Origin of the sequence: Streptomyces sp. NPDC048349, assembly GCF_040651925.1 — a bacterium.
In the GTDB taxonomy this organism is placed as follows: domain Bacteria; phylum Actinomycetota; class Actinomycetes; order Streptomycetales; family Streptomycetaceae; genus Streptomyces.
In genome coordinates this window covers 19,714-38,079 of record NZ_JBEZLA010000068.1, presented here as the reverse complement: position 1 = coordinate 38,079, position 18,366 = coordinate 19,714, and the positions used below count along the sequence as shown (strand labels likewise).

Annotated in this window: 17 protein-coding genes; 10 read left to right on the top strand and 7 right to left on the bottom strand. The window is 72.7% G+C overall.

Annotated elements, in window-relative coordinates:
* Positions 1 to 61: 61 nt before the first annotated feature.
* Positions 62 to 418, bottom strand: coding sequence for an iron-sulfur cluster insertion protein ErpA (erpA, locus tag AB0D44_RS28975; RefSeq protein ID WP_030010511.1), 357 nt, complete (start codon positions 416 to 418; stop codon positions 62 to 64).
* A 303-nt stretch (positions 419 to 721) separates the two neighbouring features.
* Here erpA and nadA point away from each other — a divergent pair, with 303 nt between their 5' ends.
* Positions 722 to 1,909: a quinolinate synthase NadA gene (gene nadA / locus AB0D44_RS28970; protein ID WP_257556659.1), complete on the top strand. Its 1,188-nt coding sequence runs from the start codon at positions 722 to 724 to the stop codon at positions 1,907 to 1,909.
* Positions 1,910 to 2,015: 106 nt separating this feature from the next.
* Here the strand turns inward: nadA and AB0D44_RS28965 are convergent, their stop codons facing one another.
* From AB0D44_RS28965 to AB0D44_RS28955, 3 genes are all read right to left on the bottom strand, one after another.
* A complete protein-coding gene (locus AB0D44_RS28965) occupies positions 2,016 to 5,147 on the bottom strand; it encodes an efflux RND transporter permease subunit (RefSeq protein WP_362596267.1) in 3,132 nt (1,043 codons plus the stop codon).
* A 145-nt stretch (positions 5,148 to 5,292) separates the two neighbouring features.
* Positions 5,293 to 6,030, bottom strand: coding sequence for a response regulator transcription factor (locus AB0D44_RS28960; RefSeq protein WP_362596265.1), 738 nt, complete (start codon positions 6,028 to 6,030; stop codon positions 5,293 to 5,295).
* Between the two features lie 37 nt (positions 6,031 to 6,067).
* Positions 6,068 to 6,901, bottom strand: a complete 834-nt coding sequence (locus tag AB0D44_RS28955; protein WP_362596263.1) for an adenosylcobinamide-GDP ribazoletransferase — start codon at positions 6,899 to 6,901, stop codon at positions 6,068 to 6,070.
* A gap of 70 nt (positions 6,902 to 6,971) precedes the next feature.
* Here AB0D44_RS28955 and AB0D44_RS28950 point away from each other — a divergent pair, with 70 nt between their 5' ends.
* Positions 6,972 to 7,742, top strand: a complete 771-nt coding sequence (locus AB0D44_RS28950) for a hypothetical protein (RefSeq protein WP_362596261.1) — start codon at positions 6,972 to 6,974, stop codon at positions 7,740 to 7,742.
* Positions 7,743 to 7,893: 151 nt separating this feature from the next.
* Here the strand turns inward: AB0D44_RS28950 and AB0D44_RS28945 are convergent, their stop codons facing one another.
* Positions 7,894 to 8,172: a hypothetical protein gene (locus tag AB0D44_RS28945; protein WP_362596259.1), complete on the bottom strand. Its 279-nt coding sequence runs from the start codon at positions 8,170 to 8,172 to the stop codon at positions 7,894 to 7,896.
* A gap of 13 nt (positions 8,173 to 8,185) precedes the next feature.
* Positions 8,186 to 8,980, bottom strand: a complete 795-nt coding sequence (locus tag AB0D44_RS28940; protein ID WP_362596257.1) for a PspA/IM30 family protein — start codon at positions 8,978 to 8,980, stop codon at positions 8,186 to 8,188.
* A gap of 281 nt (positions 8,981 to 9,261) precedes the next feature.
* Here AB0D44_RS28940 and AB0D44_RS28935 point away from each other — a divergent pair, with 281 nt between their 5' ends.
* Positions 9,262 to 9,870: a DUF3043 domain-containing protein gene (locus tag AB0D44_RS28935; RefSeq protein WP_362596255.1), complete on the top strand. Its 609-nt coding sequence runs from the start codon at positions 9,262 to 9,264 to the stop codon at positions 9,868 to 9,870.
* A 113-nt stretch (positions 9,871 to 9,983) separates the two neighbouring features.
* Positions 9,984 to 10,694 (top strand): class I SAM-dependent methyltransferase, encoded by a 711-nt coding sequence (locus tag AB0D44_RS28930; RefSeq protein WP_362596253.1) that lies wholly within the window; start codon positions 9,984 to 9,986, stop codon positions 10,692 to 10,694.
* 110 nt (positions 10,695 to 10,804) lie between these two features.
* Here the strand turns inward: AB0D44_RS28930 and AB0D44_RS28925 are convergent, their stop codons facing one another.
* Complete coding sequence (locus AB0D44_RS28925) at positions 10,805 to 11,017, bottom strand: hypothetical protein (protein WP_362596251.1); 213 nt, start codon at positions 11,015 to 11,017, stop codon at positions 10,805 to 10,807.
* A 93-nt stretch (positions 11,018 to 11,110) separates the two neighbouring features.
* On the opposite strand from AB0D44_RS28925, the gene AB0D44_RS28920 reads away from it, so the two are divergent.
* The 6 genes from AB0D44_RS28920 (at position 11,111) to AB0D44_RS28895 (ending at position 18,364) form a co-directional block, all read left to right on the top strand.
* Positions 11,111 to 12,316: a bifunctional adenosylcobinamide kinase/adenosylcobinamide-phosphate guanylyltransferase gene (locus AB0D44_RS28920; RefSeq protein WP_362596249.1), complete on the top strand. Its 1,206-nt coding sequence runs from the start codon at positions 11,111 to 11,113 to the stop codon at positions 12,314 to 12,316.
* Between the two features lie 48 nt (positions 12,317 to 12,364).
* Positions 12,365 to 13,276 carry a DMT family transporter gene (locus AB0D44_RS28915; RefSeq protein WP_362596247.1) on the top strand — a complete coding sequence of 304 codons (912 nt, stop codon included), beginning with the start codon at positions 12,365 to 12,367 and terminating at the stop codon, positions 13,274 to 13,276.
* A gap of 32 nt (positions 13,277 to 13,308) precedes the next feature.
* Complete coding sequence (cobT, locus tag AB0D44_RS28910; RefSeq protein WP_362596245.1) at positions 13,309 to 14,373, top strand: nicotinate-nucleotide--dimethylbenzimidazole phosphoribosyltransferase; 1,065 nt, start codon at positions 13,309 to 13,311, stop codon at positions 14,371 to 14,373.
* A gap of 85 nt (positions 14,374 to 14,458) precedes the next feature.
* Positions 14,459 to 16,387, top strand: coding sequence for a phosphatidylglycerol lysyltransferase domain-containing protein (locus AB0D44_RS28905; RefSeq protein WP_362596243.1), 1,929 nt, complete (start codon positions 14,459 to 14,461; stop codon positions 16,385 to 16,387).
* Positions 16,384 to 17,103 (top strand): hypothetical protein, encoded by a 720-nt coding sequence (locus AB0D44_RS28900; protein ID WP_362596241.1) that lies wholly within the window; start codon positions 16,384 to 16,386, stop codon positions 17,101 to 17,103. The genes AB0D44_RS28905 and AB0D44_RS28900 overlap by 4 nt, the downstream gene beginning before the upstream one ends.
* Positions 17,104 to 17,188: 85 nt before the next feature.
* A complete protein-coding gene (locus tag AB0D44_RS28895) occupies positions 17,189 to 18,364 on the top strand; it encodes a sensor histidine kinase (RefSeq protein WP_362596271.1) in 1,176 nt (391 codons plus the stop codon).
* Positions 18,365 to 18,366: the final 2 nt, after the last annotated feature.

The following is an 18,366-nucleotide window of genomic DNA, read 5'->3' as shown; positions in this document are numbered from 1 at the left end:
GCCCGTCTGCGGTCGCGTGTGCGACCGCAGACGGGCCTTCGTCGTCGGTACCGGTCCAGGCTTAGCTGAACGAGTCGCCGCAGGCGCAGGAGCCCGTGGCGTTCGGGTTGTCGATCGTGAAGCCCTGCTTCTCGATGGTGTCGACGAAGTCGATGGAGGCACCGTGCAGGTACGGGGAGCTCATCCGGTCGGTGACGACCTTGACGCCGTCGAAGTCCTTCACGACGTCGCCGTCGAGGGAGCGCTCGTCGAAGAAGAGCTGGTAGCGCAGGCCGGAGCAGCCGCCGGGCTGGACGGCGACGCGCAGCGCCAGGTCATCGCGGCCTTCCTGCTCCAGCAGGGTCCTGACCTTCTCGGCGGCGGCGTCGGACAGGAGGATGCCGTCGCTCACAGTGGTCTTGTCGTCCTGTACGGACATCTGCATTCACTCCCGAAGTGGGCGGCTCCCCGCCGGAGGCAGGGAAACGTCGGACTCTTGCCGTCGGTGGCAACGAGCGGGACCGCGGATTCATTCCGGGACCCGACGCTTGTTTCAGATATTCATGCTCGCACACCACGGGTCGGGCGGGCCCGCGGATCGACGGGGTGATGCGTCACATTGACACTATCGGCATCGTCAAACTGACGTGAAGCGGTTATGATAGATAGCGTCAAGTAGACGAGAAGTCGAACCGGCGCCTCAAGAAGTCCCTTGTCAGTACCTCGTCGCAGAACAGAAAGGGTGCGTGTCGTGACCACCGCCCAGCCTTTGGACGTCCAGCCGACGCCCCTTGCCCTGCTGCTGCTCGGCCGCGAAGCCGACCCCAAGAGCGAGCGCGGGGTGGAATGCCCCGGCGACCTGCCCTCGCCGTCGGACCCGGACCTCGTGGCGCGCGCCCGCGCGGCCAAGGAGAAGCTCGGGGACAAGGTCTTCATCCTCGGCCACCACTACCAGCGTGACGAGGTCATCGAGTTCGCCGACGTCACCGGTGACTCCTTCAAGCTGGCCAAGGACGCGGCCGCCAAGCCGGAGGCCGAGTACATCGTCTTCTGCGGCGTGCACTTCATGGCCGAGTCCGCGGACATCCTGACCTCGGACGACCAGAAGGTGGTCCTGCCGGACCTGGCCGCGGGCTGCTCGATGGCCGACATGGCCACCGCCGAGCAGGTCGCGGAGTGCTGGGACGTGCTGACCGAGGCCGGCATAGCCGGTGCGACGGTCCCCGTCTCGTACATGAACTCCTCCGCCGACATCAAGGCCTTCACCGGCAAGCACGGCGGCACGATCTGCACCTCGTCCAACGCGAAGAAGGCCCTGGAGTGGGCGTTCGAGCAGGGCGAGAAGGTGCTGTTCCTCCCGGACCAGCACCTGGGCCGCAACACCGCCGTCCGCGACATGGGCATGTCCCTGGACGACTGCGTCCTCTACAACCCGCACAAGCCGAACGGCGGCCTGACCGCCGAGCAGCTGCGGAACGCCAAGATGATCCTGTGGCGCGGGCACTGCTCGGTGCACGGCCGGTTCTCGGTCGACTCGGTCAACGACGTGCGCGCCCGCATCCCCGGGGTGAACGTCCTGGTCCACCCCGAGTGCAAGCACGAGGTCGTGGCGGCCGCGGACTACGTCGGCTCGACGGAGTACATCATCAAGGCGCTGGAGGCGGCTCCGGCCGGCTCCAAGTGGGCGATCGGCACCGAGCTGAACCTCGTCCGCCGCCTGGCGAACCGATTCGCCGCGGAGGACAAGGAGGTCGTCTTCCTCGACAAGACGGTCTGCTTCTGCTCGACGATGAACCGCATCGACCTGCCCCACCTGGTGTGGACCCTGGAGTCCCTGGCCGAGGGCAACCTCGTCAACCAGATCCAGGTCGACAAGGAGACCGAGAGCTTCGCGAAGCTGGCCCTGGAGCGGATGCTGGCGCTTCCGTAGCCACGGCACCGATCGGCGAAAGGGGCACCCCCCGGGGGGGTGCCCCTTTCGTTTCACCTCCCCGGTACGAAGGGGGAGGCCGCCGCCGCGGCTGCCGCGGGCCGGGTCAGACCGTGGCCGGGGTCTCGTCGTCCTGCGCGGACGACGGGTCCGGGACCACCGTCAGGCGAGACGCGCGCTTGGCGGTGCGCTTGGCCCGGCGGCGCTCCTTGCGCAGCTCGACCATCGTGTAGAGGGTCGGCACCAGGAGCAGGGTGAGCAGCGTCGAGCTGACCAGGCCCCCGATCACCACGACCGCGAGCGGCTGCGAGATGAAGCCGCCCTCGCCGGTGACACCGAGCGCCATCGGCAGCAGCGCGAAGATCGTCGCCAGGGCCGTCATCAGGATGGGGCGGAGCCGGTGGCGGCCGCCTTCGACGACGGCCTCGACGACGCCCAGGCCCTGGGCCCGGTACTGGTTGACCAGGTCGATCAGGACGATCGCGTTCGTCACCACGATGCCGATGAGCATCAGCATGCCGATCATCGCCGGGACGCCCATCGGGGTTCCGGTGGCGATCAGCAGGCCGAGCGCGCCGGTCGCCGCGAACGGGACGGACACCAGCAGGATCAGCGGCTGGACCAGCGAGCGGAAGGTCGCGACCAGCAGCATGAACACGATCGCGAGGGCCGCGAACATGGCCAGGCCCAGCGAGGCGAAGGCCTCGTCCTGGTCCTCGGAGACGCCGCCGATGGAGGCGGTGGCGCCCTCGGGCAGGTCCAGGGCCTTGAGCTTCGTCTGGAGCTCGGCGCTGACCGCGCCGGTGTTGTCGCCCAGCGGCTTCGCGGTGACGGTGGCGGCGCGGGCGCCGTCGATCCGGGTCATCGCGACGGGGCCGGGCACCACCTTGACCTCGGCGACGTCACCGAGCCTCAGCGGGCCGACCGGCAGCGCCTGCAGTTCGGCCAGGGTGGTGGCCGGCTGCGCGGACTTGATGACGATGTCGCGCTCGGTGTCGTCCAGGACGGCCTTGCCCGCCGGGTTGCCCCGTACGGCCTGGGCGACGATCGCGCCGAGCGCGGCCTGGTTCAGGCCCGCCTCGGCGGCCTTGGGGGTGGCGGTGACCGAGATCCGGGGCACCGACTGGGACAGGTCGCTCTGCACGTCGGTGACGTCGTCCAGCTTCGCCACCTCCGCCCGGACCTGCTCGGCGGCCTGGGCGAGGACCTCGCCGTCACCCGCCTTGACGACGACGCTGAGGTTCTGGTTGCCGAAGCCGTCGCCCGCCGCGATCCGGGTCTCGCCGATCCCGTCGAGGGCGTCCAGCTTGCCCTCGATCTGCTTCTTGACGGCCTCCGCCGTGCCGGAGTCCTTCAAGGTGACCTGGTACGAGGCCTGGTTGGAGCCCGTGCCCCCGCCGAAGGCGGCGAGGAAGCCGGAGGAGCCCACGGTGACCTGGTAGCTCTTGACGCCCTCGACCGAGGCCAGGGCCTGCTCGACCTTGCGGCTCGCCTCGTCGGAGGCGGCCAGCGAGGTGCCCGGGGCCAGCTCCTGCTTGACCGTCAGGACGTCCTGCTCCCCCTGGTCGAAGAAGTTGGTCTTCAGCAGCGGGGTCATCCCGAAGGTGCCGACGAGGATGACGACCGCGAGCGCGACGCTGGTCAGGCGGCGCCGGGTGGCGAAGCCCAGCACCCGGACGTAGATGCGCTGGAGCTTGCTGCGCTCCTCCTTCTCCTCGGCCTCGCGGCGGGCCTTCGCCGGGTCCTCGGCGGCGCCCTTCGGGGCGCGCAGGAACCAGAACGAGAGCACCGGCACGACCGTCAGCGAGACGAGCAGCGAGGCCAGCAGGGCGGCGGTGACGGTGAGCGAGAAGGAGCCGAAGAGCTCGCCGATCATGCCGCCGACCAGGCCGATCGGCAGGAAGACGGCGACGGTGGTGAGGGTGGAGGAGGTCACCGCGCCGGCGACCTCCTTGACCGCGGCGAGGATGGCGGCCTCGCGCTCCTCGCCGTAGCCGAGGTGGCGCTTGATGTTCTCCAGGACCACGATCGAGTCGTCGACGACGCGGCCGATGGCGATGGTGAGCGCGCCCAGCGTCAGCATGTTGAGCGACAGGTCGCGGGTCCAGAGCACGACGAGCGCGAGGACCACGGACAGCGGGATGGAGACCGCCGTGACCAGCGTCGAGCGCAGCGAGGCCAGGAAGACCAGGATCACGATCACGGCGAAGAGCAGGCCGAGCAGGCCCTCGGTGGTGAGGCTGGAGATGGACTTCGCGACGGCCGGGCCCTGGTCGCTGACGACGGTCAGGTCGGCGCCGGAGCCGAGTGCGGAACGCAGCGCGGGCAGCTCGTCCTTGACGGCGTCCGAGATGGCGACGGCGCTGCCGTCCTTGTCCATGGTCAGGACGAGGGCGAGGCTCGGCTTGCCGTTGGTGCGGGTGATCGAGACCGCCTTGGCGGCCTCCTGCCTGACGGTGGCGACGTCGCCGAGGCGGACGGGCGGCTTGCCGGGGCCGGGGCTCAGGCGCAGGTCCTCGATCTGTGCGAGGGAGGTGTAGCCGGCGCCCACGCGGACGGTCCGGTTCTTGCCCTCCTCGTCGAAGGAACCGGCGGGTACGGTCGCGCCGCCGGCCTGGAGGCCCTGGGCGAGCGCGGCGCCGTCCAGGCCGGCGGCCGCGAGCCTGGCGTTGTCGGGGGTGACGGTGACCTGGAGGTCCTGGACCCCGTCGACGGTGACCTGGCCGACGCCCTCGATGTCCGACAGGACGGGGACGACGGATCGTTCCAGCTGGTCGGCGAGGGCCTGCTGGTCCTTCTCGGAGGTGACGGCGAGGATGACGGTCGGGATGTCGTCGGTGGAACCGGCGACCACCTGCGGGTCCACCTCGGCGGGCAGCCGGACGCGGGCCCGGTTGACGGCCTGCTGGACGTCGGCGACGAGCTGCTTGGTGCCGCTGTCGCCGTAGTCGAAGGTGGCCATGACGAGGGCGTTGCCCTCGCTGGCGGTGGAGGTGATGCCGGTGATGCCGTCGACGCCCTTGAGCATGGCTTCGATCGGCTCGACGACCTGCTTCTCCACCACGTCGGGCGAGGCGCCCTGGTACGGCGCCAGCACGGACACCATGGGCAGTTCGATGGAGGGCAGCAGCTGCTGCTTGAGCTGCGGGATGGCTATGGCGCCGAAGAGGAGCGCGACGATCGACACGAGGCCGATCAACGCCCTTTGGGCAAGGCTGAAGCGGGACAGCCAGGACATGGATGGGGATCTCTCTGCTGTGACGTCGGCGAAGGGCACTCCAGCCTTTCTCACGCCGCGGCGCCGCAGCGTCGCTCGCAGGTCCCGTCCTTGTCCGCCGCATACCGCGTCCGCAGTACGCCGCACTACTGCGGCCGCTCCCGCGCTACTCGGCGCGCGGCCGGACCAGTCCCGATTCGTAGGCAATGACCACCAATTGGGCCCGGTCGCGGGCACCGAGCTTGGCCATGGCCCGGTTGACGTGGGTCTTGACGGTGAGCGGGCTGACCTCCAGCCGGCCGGCGATCTCGTCGTTGGACAGCCCGGCGGCCACGTGTACGAGGACCTCGCGCTCCCGGACGGTCAGCGCGGCGAGCCGCTCCGCGTGCGATCCGGCCGTGGCGGCGGCCGAGGCCGGGTCGGCGCCGCCGCCCTGGGCGAGGAAGGTGGCGATGAGCCCCTTGGTGGCGGCCGGGGAGAGCAGCGCCTCGCCGGCGTGCGCGACCCGGATGGCGCTGAGGAGGTCCTCTGGTTCGGCGCCCTTGCCGAGGAAGCCGGAGGCGCCGGCCCGCAGGGCGGCGGCGACGTACTCGTCGACCTCGAAGGTCGTCAGCATCACCACGCGCACGGCGGCCAGTTCCGGGTCCTCGCTGATCATGCGGGTCGCGGCGAGGCCGTCGGTCCCGGGCATCCGGATGTCCATGAGCACGACGTCGGCGCGGGTGCGGCGGGCCAGCGCGTAGGCCTGCGCCCCGTCGCAGGCCTCCCCGACGACCTCCATGTCGGGCTCGGAGTCCACGAGCACCTTGAAGGCGCTGCGCAGCAGAGCCTGGTCGTCGGCGAGCAGCACCTTGATGGGCGCGGCGGGGGTCGGGTCCGTCGGGTCCGTCGGGATGTGGTCCACGGGGTGAGGGTACGTGGGCCCGCGCGGCCGGGGCCGGTCAGCCCAGGGCGAGCAGGACCAGGGCGGTGGTCGCGCAGACCTCGGCCAGGGCCCCGAAGACGTCGCCGGTGACCCCGTCGAACCGCCGGACGCAGCGGCGCAGCAGCAGCTCCGCGACGAGGAGGGCGGCCAGGACGGCGGCCGCGTGCCGTCCGGCGGCCGGCAGGCCCAGCGGGAGGGCGGCGGCCGCGGCGAGCACCACGACCGCGGCGGTGACGGCGGCGGCCGCGGGGCGCGGGACCACCCCGGCGACCGCCGCGCCGAGCCCTTCGGGGCGGGCGGCCGGGACCCCTTCCCGGGAGGCGAGGGTCATGGCCAGGCGTGCGGTGACGGCGGCGGTCACCGCGGCCAGGGAGCCGCGGATCCAGCTGTCGGCGTAGGCGTCGGACAGGGCGGCCACCTGCACCAGCAGGGCGAGCACCAGGGTCACCACGCCGAAGGGGCCGATGTCGGACTGCTTCATGATGCGCAGGGCCTCGCCGGCCGGTTTGGCGCTGCCCAGGCCGTCCGCCGTGTCGGCGAGTCCGTCCAGGTGCAGGCCCCGGGTGAGCGCCGCCGGGACGGCGACGGTGACGGCCGCGGCGAGCAGCGGGCCTCCGCCGAGCGCCAGCAGGAGCGCCCCGGGCACGGCGGCGAGCAGGCCGACGGCCAGCCCGGCGAGCGGGGCGCAGGCCATGCCGGTGCGGGCGGCGGGGCGGTCCCAGCGGGTGATGCGGGCGGGCAGCACGGTCAGCGTGCCGAAGGCGAAGCGGACGCCGTCGGGGAGCGAGGCGCGGTCCGGCGGCGGGGTCGGGGCCGGCTCCGGGGACTGATCATCGAACGACTCTGTCATCGGGCCGAACGCTACCCGGTCACCACGGACGGTAAATTACGCATTACCGGCCAAATAGGGAGTCAGTGGGATGGGTCACTGGTGGTATCGGAACATCGTGGAACCGGGGAAGCTCCCCCTCCTGCTCGCCCTGCTCTCCTTCGTGATGTCGTTCCTGGTCACCCGCGTGATCACCCGGTTGATCCGGGCCGGGCGGGGGCCGTTCAAGAACGTCACGCCCGGCGGGATGCACATCCACCACGTGGTGCCCGGGGTGATCCTGGTGATCATCGGCGGTTTCGGGGCGGTGGGCAGCGCCCGGCACGGCTTCGGCGCGGGGCTCTCGGCCGTCATCTTCGGACTGGGCGCGGGTCTGGTCCTGGACGAGTTCGCGCTGATCCTGCACCTCGACGACGTGTACTGGAGCGAGCAGGGCCGCAAGAGCGTGGAGATCGTGGTCCTCACGGCCGCCCTGGTCGCCCTGGTGCTCGGCGGGTTCGTGCCCTTCGGGGTGAACGACCTGACCGACGAGGAGCTGCAGAGCCGCGGGCTCGTCGCCATGAACACCGCCACCAATTTCTTCCTGGCCCTGATCGCGCTGTGGAAGGGCAAGGCGCGCACGGCGCTGTTCGGCGTGGTCATCCCCTTCGTCGCGCTCATCGGCGCGATCCGGCTGGCCAGGCCCGGCTCTCCCTATGCCAGGAAGTTCTACGCGAAACGCCCGCGCGCCCGGGCCAAGGCCGGACTGCGCGCCTTCCACCACGACCGCCGATGGGCGCTGCCGCGGCGGAAGTTCGAGAACTTCATCGGCGGGACCCCCGACCAGGAGCGGGCGGCCGTCGAAAAGCCGCCCGGCCCCTGACGCAACGACGGCGGGCCCTCCCCGGAGAAGGGGAGGGCCCGCCGTCGTCGTGCCCGTCTGCTGGTGCCCGTCTACTGGCCCGTCTGCTGGTGCCCGTCTCCGTGTACGTGTGCGCGGCCCGTCTGCGTGGCCCGTCCGTCAGCGCCGTGCCTCAGCCGGGGATCAGTCCGTCGTCGCTGAGCATCGCCCTGACCTCCTCCAGCGAGGCGTCGTCCCCGGGCAGGATCAGCTCGGACGGCTCGAGCGCTTCGTCGGGAAGCGGCTCGCCGAACCGCCGTACGGCATCGAGCAGGGCGACCAGCGTGCGCCGGAAACCCTCCCCGTCGCCGCTCTCCATCTCCGCGAGCAGCTCGTCGTCCAGCCTGTTGAGCTCGGGAAAGTGGCTGTCGGCCACCTTGACCTGGCCTTCCCCCATGATGCGGACAATCATGACGGACCCCGTCCTACTGCTTGTCGAACCGGTGCTGGGTCCGGGGCTGCTGGGCGGTGCCCGGGGCGCCGCCCTCGAGGGCCTGCTGCTGGGCGGAGGGACCGCCGGCCAGCTCGGCCTTCATCCGCTGGAGCTCCAGCTCCACGTCCGTACCGCCCGACAGGCGGTCCAGCTCCGCCTGGATGTCGTCCTTGGAACCGAGCCCGCTCTGGTCGTCGAGCGCGCCGGAGGCCAGCAGCTCGTCGATCGCCCCGGCACGGGCCTGGAGCTGGGCGGTCTTGTCCTCGGCCCGCTGGATGGCCAGGCCGACGTCGCTCATCTCCTCGGAGATGCCGGAGAAGGACTCCGCGATCCGAGTCTGTGCCTGCGCGGCCGTGTAGGTGGCCTTGATGGTCTCCTTCTTGGTGCGGAAGGCGTCCACCTTGGCCTGCAGGCGCTGGGCGGCGAGGGTCAGCTTCTCCTCCTCGCCCTGCAGGGTCTGGTGCTGTACCTCCAGGTCGCTGACCTGCTGCTGGAGCGAGGCGCGGCGGGAGAGGGCCTCGCGGGCCAGGTCCTCGCGGCCCAGGGCGAGGGCCTTGCGGCCCTGGTCCTCCAGCTTGCCGGACTGGCTCTGGAGCTGGTTCAGCTGCAGCTCCAGGCGCTTGCGGGAGGTCGCCACGTCGGCGACTCCGCGACGCACCTTCTGCAGCAGCTCGAGCTGCTTCTGGTAGGAGTAGTCGAGGGTCTCGCGCGGGTCCTCGGCCCGGTCCAGGGCCTTGTTCGCCTTCGCGCGGAAGATCATCCCCATACGCTTCATGACACCGCTCATGGGCTTCGCGCGCCCCCTTCTAGACGGACTGTGCTCCAGGTCACCAACAGAACCCACAGTACGGGCCCTGTCTCCATTACCGCACTGTTCGAGTACGGATGCGCTCCTCCTCCAGGACGACAGCGTCCCCGCCGTGTCAGGCGTGAGGAGTAGGTGGACCCCCGACCGGCACGGACCGGTTCGGCGAGCGGCCACCGCACGCTCCCTGTACGGGGAAGGACGCCCGCCGTTGCCGGATCGTTCCCCACCGGGGTGGGGCGCATGCCCGCAACCACGTAGGCTTGGGTTTTGTGTTTGGTAGCCGCTCCTCCAAGGAAGAGAAGGCCGCCGCCACCGACAAGGTGAGCGCCGACCTCTCGCAGCCCCGTGACCCGCAGGCCCCGAAGGGCCGCCCGACGCCGAAGCGTGCTGTGGCCCAGTCGCAGCGCAAGGCCGTCGTGGCCTCGACCGGCAACCGCAAGGAGGACGCCAAGCGTGCCCGCGAGCGCCGCCGCGTAGAGATGGCCAAGCAGCGCGAGGCGCTGGCCAACGGCGACGAGCGGTACCTGCCCGCGCGCGACAAGGGCCCCGTCCGCAAGTTCGTCCGCGACTACGTGGACTCCCGCTTCTCGGTCGCGGAAATGTTCCTGCCCCTGGCAGTGATCATCCTGGTGCTGAGCATGGTGCGGGTGCCGTCCATCCAGAACATCGCACTGATCCTGTGGATGGGCGTGATCGCCCTGATCGTGGTCGACTCCATCGGCCTGGTGTTCCGCCTCCGCAAGGCGCTCAACCAGCGCTTCGCGAACGAGCCCCGCCGCGGCGCCGTCGCGTACGGCCTCATGCGCACCCTCCAGATGCGCCGGCTGCGCCTGCCCAAGCCGCAGGTCAAGCGCGGGGAACGACCCTGAGCGGAGGGACGCCCGGAGCGTCGGGGGACGTTTTCGCCTGGGGAGGTCCGGGGGGAGCCCGGCTGTGGCTCGAGGGCCTGGGCGGACTGCGCAACGCGGTCCGGCAGGAACTCGTGGGCCGGCAGGTCGACGAGCAGATCGCGCAGCGCTTCCCGGTGGGGCAGCGGCTGCGCGTCCTCGACGTCGGCATGGGCCAGGGCACCCAGGCGCTGCGCCTCGCCCGCGCCGGGCACAAGGTGACCGGCCTGGAGAAGGACCCGGGCATGCTGGCCGTCGCCCGCGAGGCGCTGGAGGCGGAACCCGCCGGGATCCGCGACCGGGTGAGGCTCATGGAGGGCGACGGCCGCGAGACCGGCGCCCACTTCCTGCCGGGCAGCTTCGACGTGGTGCTGTGCCACGGGGTGCTGATGTACGTACCCGAACCGGACGCCATGCTCGCCGGGCTGGCGCGGATGCTGGCGCCGGGCGGACTGCTGTCCCTGCTCGTGCGCAACGGCGACGCGCTCGCCATGCGGCCCGGGCTGGGCGGTGACTGGACGTCCGCGCTGGCCGCGTTCGACAGCGTCGACTACCGCAACCGGCTGGGGATGGACGTACGGGCCGACCGGCTGGCCGGGCTGACGGCCACGCTGAACGGGATCGGGGCGCCCCTGCAGTCCTGGTACGGGGTACGCGTCTTCACCGACGGCACCGAGGCGGGCGAGAACCTCCCGCCCGAGGAGGAGCTGGAGCGGCTGCTGGCCGCCGAGGAGCGCGCCGGGCGCACCGACCCCTACCGGGGCGTCGCCGCGCTGCTGCACCTGTGCGGCGTACGGGGCCAATAGCCCGACGACCGGCCGCCCGGCCGCGGCCCCGGGCCCGGGCCGGGAACGCGGAAAGGGTCCGACCGGGGCGTCCCCGGCCGGACCCGGCAGTCGCCGAGCCCCCTGAGGGGCTACGCGTCCAGGGCCGCGCGCAGGCTCATCGTGTAGAGCTCGGTCCCGCCGTCGTCGGACAGCTTCACCTGCTCGACGCCGCCGTCCAGCAGCTCCTTCCACACCTCACCGATCCAGGACTCCGCGTCCCCCTGCGTGGTGAACTCCTCCGGTTCCACCGCCGGGCTCGCCTCGGTGCCCTCGGCCGTCTCGAACCGCCACGTCCACGCCATGTCCGCCTCCGTTGCTCGTCCGCTGCTCGCCTTGAGTCTGCCCGCAGAGTAACCGGGCGCGCACCACTCCCGGCGACGCGGGAGGATCTCCCTGTGGAACTCACTCTGCTCGGCACCGGCACACCCGAGGGCCTGCCCCGCCCCGGCTGCCCCTGTGCGGCCTGCGCTCTCTCCGTCGGTACCCGGGCGCGAGCCGCCACGGCCGTCCTCGTCGACGGCGCGCTGCTGCTCGACCTGACCCCCGGGGCGGTGCTGGCGGGCGCCCGCGCCGGGCATTCGCTGACCGGCGTACGGCAGGTCCTGCTGACGCACCCGCACGACGGGCCCGCCGTGGAGCTGCCGCCCGGGCTGCCGGCCGCCGGGCGGGTGCCGGACGGGCGGGAGCTGTCGGTGATCTCAGGGCACCGGGTGCGCGCGGTGCCGATGGACGCACCGGGCACCGGGTACGAGGTGACGGGCCCGGACGGCAACCGGCTGCTGTACCTGCCGCCCGGCGGGGCCCCGGCGGGGACGGACGGGCAGAGCGGGCTGCGTCCGTACGACATGGTCCTGGCCGATGTGCTGGGGCGGCCCGAGGCCCTGGCCCGGCTGCGGGCGAGCGGCGCGGTGGGCCCGGCCACGGACGTGATCGCCGTCCACCTCGACCACGACGTCCCGCCCGGCCGGGAGCTGGAGCGCCGGTGCGCCGCGGCCGGCGCCCGGGCGGTGCCCGACGGAACCACCGTGATCGTCGGGGAGTACCACGCGGTGCCGGACCTGCCGCGCCGGACGCTGGTGCTGGGCGGGGCCCGCTCCGGCAAGTCCCTCGAGGCGGAGCGGCGGCTCGAGGGCTTCCCCGACGTGGTGTACGTGGCCACCGGCGGCAGCCGGGACGGGGACGCGGAGTGGGCGCAGCGGGTCGGGCTGCACCGGGAGCGGCGGCCCGCGAGCTGGCGGACGGCGGAGACCTGCGACCTGGTCCCGCTGCTCGCCGAGACGGGTCCGCCGCTGCTGATCGACTGTCTGGCGCTGTGGCTGACGGACGCGATGGACCGGGTCGGCGCCTGGGACGACGCGGTGTGGGCCAAGGGCGGGCAGCACGAGCTGCGCGACCGGACCGCCGAGCTGGTGGCGGCCCTGCGGGCGACCCGCCGGCGGGTGGTGCTGGTCAGCAACGAGGTGGGCTCGGGCATCGTCCCGGCGACGGCCTCGGGCCGCCGGTTCCGCGACGAGCTGGGCCGCCTGAACGCGGCGGTCGCGGGCGAGTGCGAACACGTGCTCCTCGTCGTCGCGGGGCAGGCGTCCGTCCTCAAGGAATAGCGCTGGAGCGGCCGGCAGGAGCGGCCGGCGGACAACCGGGGTGATCCCGTGGAGCGATGGAGTCGAACCGCAGAGAGGGCGGGGCTCGCCGCCTTCACCGGCTGCTGTCTCGCGGGCGGCGGCAACGCGGTCGGCGTCAGGTTCAGCAATCGCGAGCTGGACCCCCTGTGGGGCGCCGCGGTCCGGTTCGGCGCCGCCGCACTGGTGCTGCTGGCCGTCATGGCCTTCATGCGCCTGCCGCTGCCGCGCGGGCGGGCGCTGGCCGGGGCGGCACTGTACGGGGTGCTCAACTTCGGGGTCACCTTCGCGCTGGCCTACTACGCGCTGGTCCGCGTCCACGCGGGCCTGGGGCAGACACTGCTGGCCCTGGTCCCTCTGGCGGCGCTGCTGCTGGTGGTGGTCCAGCGCCAGGAACGCTTCCGGCCGTCGGCGCTCGTGGGCACGCTCGTGGCGGCCGCCGGTGTGGCCCTCGCCTCGCGGGCACCGCTGCAGGCCGATGTTCCCGTGCTGTCCCTGCTGGCGGTCCTGGGCGCCGTCCTGTCCTTCGCCGAGGCGACCGTGCTGGTGCACCGGCTGCCGCCGGTGCACCCGGTGACGATGAACGCGGTGGGCATGAGCGCCGGGGCGCTGCTGCTGTGCGCGGGCTCGTTCGCCGCGGGCGACGATCACCGGCTGCCACGGCTGCCGGCAACCTGGTGGGCACTGGCGTACCTGGTACTGGCCGGTTCGGTGCTGACCTTCGTCCTCTACCTGGTGGTGGTGCGGCGGTGGGGCGCCTCTCGGGCGGCCTACGCCTTCGTGGTCATCCCGGTGATCACGATCCTGCTGTCGGCCCGGCTCGACGACGAGGAGCTGACGGCCGGTCTGCTGCTGGGCGCTCCGCTCGTCCTGCTGGGTGTCCATCTGGGCGCCCTGCGGCCGGGCCGGGAGCGGCCGCCGGGGGCCCAACCCGAGGCCTGAGGGAGGGCCTTACCGGCTGTACTCTCTGGCAGATGAGCACGCTGAATCTCGACGACTTCTCCGATCTGATCGAGCGCCCCGACGGGGGCGTCCGGCGTGACGCCGAGGAACGCCGTGAACGCCTCGCCGTGCCCCCCGGCGCGCTGGGCCGGCTCGACGAACTCGCCGAGTGGCTCGCGGCCGCGCAGGGCCGGGTGCCGGTGAAGCCGATCGAGCGCCCCCGCGTGGTGCTGTTCGCCGCCGACCACGGGATCGCCGCCGAAGGGGTCTCCGCCCGGGCGGCGTCCAGCACCCACGAGCTCGTACGGGCCGTGCTGGACGGGTCCAGCCCCGTCGCCATCCTGGCCGGCCGGTTCGGCGCCACCGTGCGGATCGTCGACGCCGGGCTCGACTGCGACCCCGCACTGCTTCCCGAGGACGTCGTCCGCCACCGCGTGCGGCGCGGCAGCGGACGGATCGACAAGGAGGACGCGCTCACCGTCGAGGAGGCCCGCGCCGCTCTGGAGCTCGGCATCAAGATCGCCGACGAGGAGGCCGACTCCGGCACGGACCTGGTCGTCCTGGGCGACCTCAGCGTCGGCGGGACCACGGCGGCCGCCACCCTCGTGGCAGCCCTGTGCGGAACCGACGCCTCGGTGGTCACCGGCCGCGGCGGCCTGCCCGTCGACGACCTGGCCTGGATGCGCAAGTGCGCGGCGATCCGCGACGCGCTGCGCCGGGCCCGGCCGGTCCTCGGCGACCAGATCGCGCTGCTGGCCGCGGTGGGCGGGGCCGATCTGGCCGCCATCACCGGCTTCCTGCTCCAGTGCGCGGTGCGCCGCACGCCGGTCATCCTCGACGGGGTCGTCTCGGCGGCCTGCGGCCTGGTGGCCCAGCGGGCCGCGTTCCGTGCGCCCGACTGGTGGCTGGCCGGCCAGGCGAGCGGGGAGCCCGGCCAGTCGAAGGCCCTGGACCGGATGGCACTCAACCCCGTGCTCGATCACGGCGTCACTGTGGGCGAAGGTACCGGGGCACTGCTGGCCCTCCCCCTGGTCCAGGCGGCCGCCGCACTCGCGGCGCAGCTCCCGGAGCGGGCGGTGCAGGAGCCGGCGGAGTGAGCCGCCGGGGTTCGCGGACCTGACCGGTCCGCGCGGTCCCGGAGCCGGCCACTGTGGACGGCGGCGCCCCATAAGATCGCTTTTTATGGGAGAGGTCCGTTTGAGCAGGGCACAGACCGACCGCGGCACCGTACCGGTGCCCGGACCGGCATCCGGCAGGAAAGACACCGGCGGCGACCCCGCCGGCAGGGCGGCGGCGGGCGGCCGGGAGGCGGGCAGCAGCCGGGAGGCGGGCAACGGCCGGGAGACCGGCCGGGGGAGCACCCGTTCGCGGCGCGGCGCCGCGTTCGCCGTCTGGTACCTGCGGGCCGTCACCTTCGTCAACTTCCTCAGCGCGGTGTGGGTTTCGCTCGGGCAGGATCTGCGCCGGCACAACGCCGCGGACTTCTACACCCCGTACCTGCTCACGGCCGGCTTCGCCTCCGGGCTGTTCTGCCTGCTGCTGGCGGTCACCATGGGCCGCCGCAAGCGGGCCGCCTGGATCCTGAACCTCGTCCTGGGCGGGATGCTGCTGCTCGACTTCGCCCGGGCGGCCTTCGTGCCCTGCTCGTGGGGCCCCGACGTGTGCTACCCGCAGTTCCGCGAACACGCCCAGAACTGGGTCTCGCTGGGCCTGACCGCCGCCTTCGTCGCGGCCCTGCTGCTGGGCCGCCGGGAGTTCTACGCCAAGGGCGACCGCTCCAACCCCGCGCTGGCCACCCTCGTGGCCGCCGTCGGCCTGCTCGTCACCTCACTGGTCGCGGCCATGCTCGTCGGCGCCACCAACACCGCGGCCGACAGCGCCGCAGCCACCTTCCTGACCCGCTGGCGGTACGGGGCGATGCGGCTGATCACCCTGGACCCGGACGCCCGGGCCTACAGCACGATCGACACCCCCGCCTGGGTGGACGTCTTCGTCAACGTGATGTCGATGCTCCTCCTGCTCGCCGTACTGTTCGCGGCCTTCCGCTCGCGCCGCGCCGTCGACCCCCTCTCCGAGGAGGACGAGGAACGGCTGCGCGCCCTGCTCGCCCGGCAGGGGGAGCGCGATTCGCTCGGCTACTTCGCGCTGCGCCGCGAGAAGTCCGTCATCTGGTCCCCCACCGGCAAGGCCGCCGTCACCTACCGCGTCGTCGGCGGGGTCTCCCTGGCATCCGGCGACCCGATCGGCGACCCCGAGGCCTGGCCCGGCGCCATCGAGCCGTGGCTGGCGGAGGCGCGCGAGCACGGCTGGGTGCCGGCCGTGATGGGCGCGAGCGAGGAGGCCGGGCAGATCTACGCGCGGCACGGGCTGGACGCGCTGGAGCTCGGCGACGAGGCGATCGTGGAGACCGCCGAGTTCACCCTGGAGGGCCGCGCCATGCGGACCGTCCGGCAGGCGTACAACCGCGTCAAGCGCGCCGGGTACACCGTACGGATCCGCCGTCACGCCGATATCCCCCCCGCGCAGATGGACGAGCTGGTGAAGCGGGCCGACGACTGGCGCGACGGCGCGACCGAGCGCGGCTTCTCCATGGCACTGGGCCGGCTGGGCGACCCCGGCGACGGCCAGTGCGTGATGCTGGAGTGCACCGACGGCAACGGCGATCTGCGGGCCGTGCTGTCCTTCGTGCCGTGGGGGCCGGGGGGCCTGTCGCTGGACCTGATGCGCCGGGACCGGGACTCCGAGAACGGCCTGATGGAGTTCATGGTCATCGAACTCCTGGAACGTTCCAAGGAGATCGGGGTCACCCAGGTCTCGCTGAACTTCGCGATGTTCCGGTCCGTCTTCGAGCGCGGGTCCCGGCTCGGCGCCGGCCCGGTGCTGCGGATGTGGCGCTCCCTGCTGAGCTTCTTCTCCCGCTGGTGGCAGATCGAGTCCCTCTACCGGGCCAACGCCAAATACCGGCCGATCTGGGAACCGCGGTTCATGCTCTTCGAGAAGAGTTCGGACCTGCTGCGGATCGGTATCGCGGCGGGCCGGGCCGAGGGCTTCCTGGAAGCCCCCGGCCTGCCGAAGTGGCTGCACCGCAGACACCTGGAGACCCGCCGTTGACAGCGTGGAACACCTCCGCACTCGGGCGGTTCGCCCGCCGCGAGTGGGGACCCCTGTTCTGGACCGTCCGCGACGCGCTGGCCCGCGACAGGTGGCGGGCGGTCCCGATGACCCTCGGCGCGGTCTGCCTGACCTCGGTCTTCCAGATCGTGCAGAACACCTCCTGGGGCTTCCAGCCGGTGCAGAACCTCGGGTCGGTCAAGGCCGTCGACCCGCTCTGGCTGGCCCTGCTGCGGACCCCGCTGTCACTGTTCGTGCCCGCCCTCGACCTTCCGGTGTGGGGGGCGCTCGCCCAGATCCTGCTCGTCTTCGGGATCTCGGAGATCTGCATCGGCTGGTGGCGCACCCTCGTGATCGGCTACGTGGCCACCCTCGCCGGGACCACGTACGCACGGATCGGGCTCGCGCTGGGGCCGGACCACCCCCTGGGCCTGCCGGTGTCCGACCGGATCGTCAACGACACCGGCCCCTCGGCCGCGGTGGTCGGGCTCGCCCTCTACGTCTGCTGGCGGTACCGGGCGTACGCGACCGGCGCGGTGGTGGTCCTGGTGATGATCGGCGAGGTGCTGGTCAAGAACAACCTGGCGGGCAAGGAGCACCTGGCGGCCATCGCCGCCGTGATGGCCCTGTGCGTGGTCCGGGCGGCGTGGGGGCGGGAGCGCTCCGGGACGTCCCTGGGCGGACGCCCGCCCCCGCTGGACACCCGGCCCCAATGAACCGACGGGACCGCCCGCGCAGGGCAGGCCGTACCGTAACGGGGTGACGACAGACCTCGGGCCGTTCGCGCCCACCCGGCAGTGGATGCGGGCCCACCCGCTCGCCACCGATGCCGTGCTCGCGTTCGGGGCGCTCGTCTGCATGGTCCTGGGGTCCTTCGCCGATCCGCACGGGCCGCACGGGCCCACCTTCGGCACGCGCAACCCCGGTCCGTTCTCCCTGCTGCTGATGCTGCTGGGCGCGGCCGTCTTGGTGTTCCGGCGCCTGCGGCCGCGCGCCGTGCTGGCCGTGACCTGCGGGCTGTCCTTGCTGGAGCTCACCACCGGGGAGCCGCGCGCGCCCGTCGCCATGTGCACGGTGATCGCCCTGTACACGGTCGCCGCGGCCACCGACCGGCCCACGACCTGGCGGATCGGGCTGGTCACCATGGCCGGTCTGACCGGTGTGGCCATGCTCGCCGGTCCGCTGCCCTGGTACGCCCAGGAGAACATCGGGATCTTCGCCTGGACCGGCATGGCCGCCGCCGCGGGCGACGCCGTGCGCAGCAGGCGGGCCTTCGTCGACGCCATCCGGGAGCGGGCCGAGCGCGCCGAGCGCACCCGGGACGAGGAGGCGCGGCGGCGCGTCGCCGAGGAGCGGCTGCGGATCGCGCGGGACCTGCACGACGTGGTGGCCCACCACATCGCCCTGGTCAACGTCCAGGCCGGGGTGGCCGCGCACGTCATGGACAAGCGGCCGGACCAGGCCAAGGAGGCGCTGGCCCACGTACGGGACGCCAGCCGGTCGGCCCTGAACGAGCTGCGGGCCACGGTCGGGCTGCTGCGGCAGTCCGGTGACCCGGAGGCGCCGACCGAGCCCGCGCCCGGGCTGGCCGTCCTGGACGAACTGGTGGACACCTTCCGGCACGCGGGGCTGCCGGTGGAGGTGATCGTCCAGCTGGGGCCCGAGCCGGGCCCGCTGTCGGCCGCGGTGGACCTGGCGGCGTACCGGGTGGTCCAGGAGGCGCTGACCAACGTGCGCAAGCACGCCGGCCCCGGGGCCCGGGCCGAGGTCAGCGTGGTGCGGGTGGGTCCCTCGGTGGAGGTGACGGTCCTCGACGACGGCGGCGACTGCGCGGACGGCGCCCCCGGTCCGGCGGACCCCGGCGGCGGCCACGGCCTGCTCGGCATGCGCGAGCGCACCGGCGCCCTGGGCGGGACCTGCTTCGCCGGCCCCCGCTACGGGGGCGGCTACCGCGTCCACGCGGTCCTGCCGCTCTGACG

Coding starts and splice junctions, on each gene's coding strand:
- AB0D44_RS28950 (WP_362596261.1), top strand. CDS start 6,972: ATGGGTCACTGGTGGTATCGGAACATCGTGGAACCGGGGAAGCTCCCC.
- cobT (WP_362596245.1), top strand. CDS start 13,309: ATGAGCACGCTGAATCTCGACGACTTCTCCGATCTGATCGAGCGCCCC.
- AB0D44_RS28955 (WP_362596263.1), bottom strand. CDS start 6,901: ATGACAGAGTCGTTCGATGATCAGTCCCCGGAGCCGGCCCCGACCCCG.
- AB0D44_RS28940 (WP_362596257.1), bottom strand. CDS start 8,980: ATGAGCGGTGTCATGAAGCGTATGGGGATGATCTTCCGCGCGAAGGCG.
- AB0D44_RS28965 (WP_362596267.1), bottom strand. CDS start 5,147: ATGTCCTGGCTGTCCCGCTTCAGCCTTGCCCAAAGGGCGTTGATCGGC.
- AB0D44_RS28895 (WP_362596271.1), top strand. CDS start 17,189: ATGCGGGCCCACCCGCTCGCCACCGATGCCGTGCTCGCGTTCGGGGCG.
- erpA (WP_030010511.1), bottom strand. CDS start 418: ATGTCCGTACAGGACGACAAGACCACTGTGAGCGACGGCATCCTCCTG.
- AB0D44_RS28905 (WP_362596243.1), top strand. CDS start 14,459: ATGGGAGAGGTCCGTTTGAGCAGGGCACAGACCGACCGCGGCACCGTA.
- AB0D44_RS28925 (WP_362596251.1), bottom strand. CDS start 11,017: ATGGCGTGGACGTGGCGGTTCGAGACGGCCGAGGGCACCGAGGCGAGC.
- AB0D44_RS28945 (WP_362596259.1), bottom strand. CDS start 8,172: ATGATTGTCCGCATCATGGGGGAAGGCCAGGTCAAGGTGGCCGACAGC.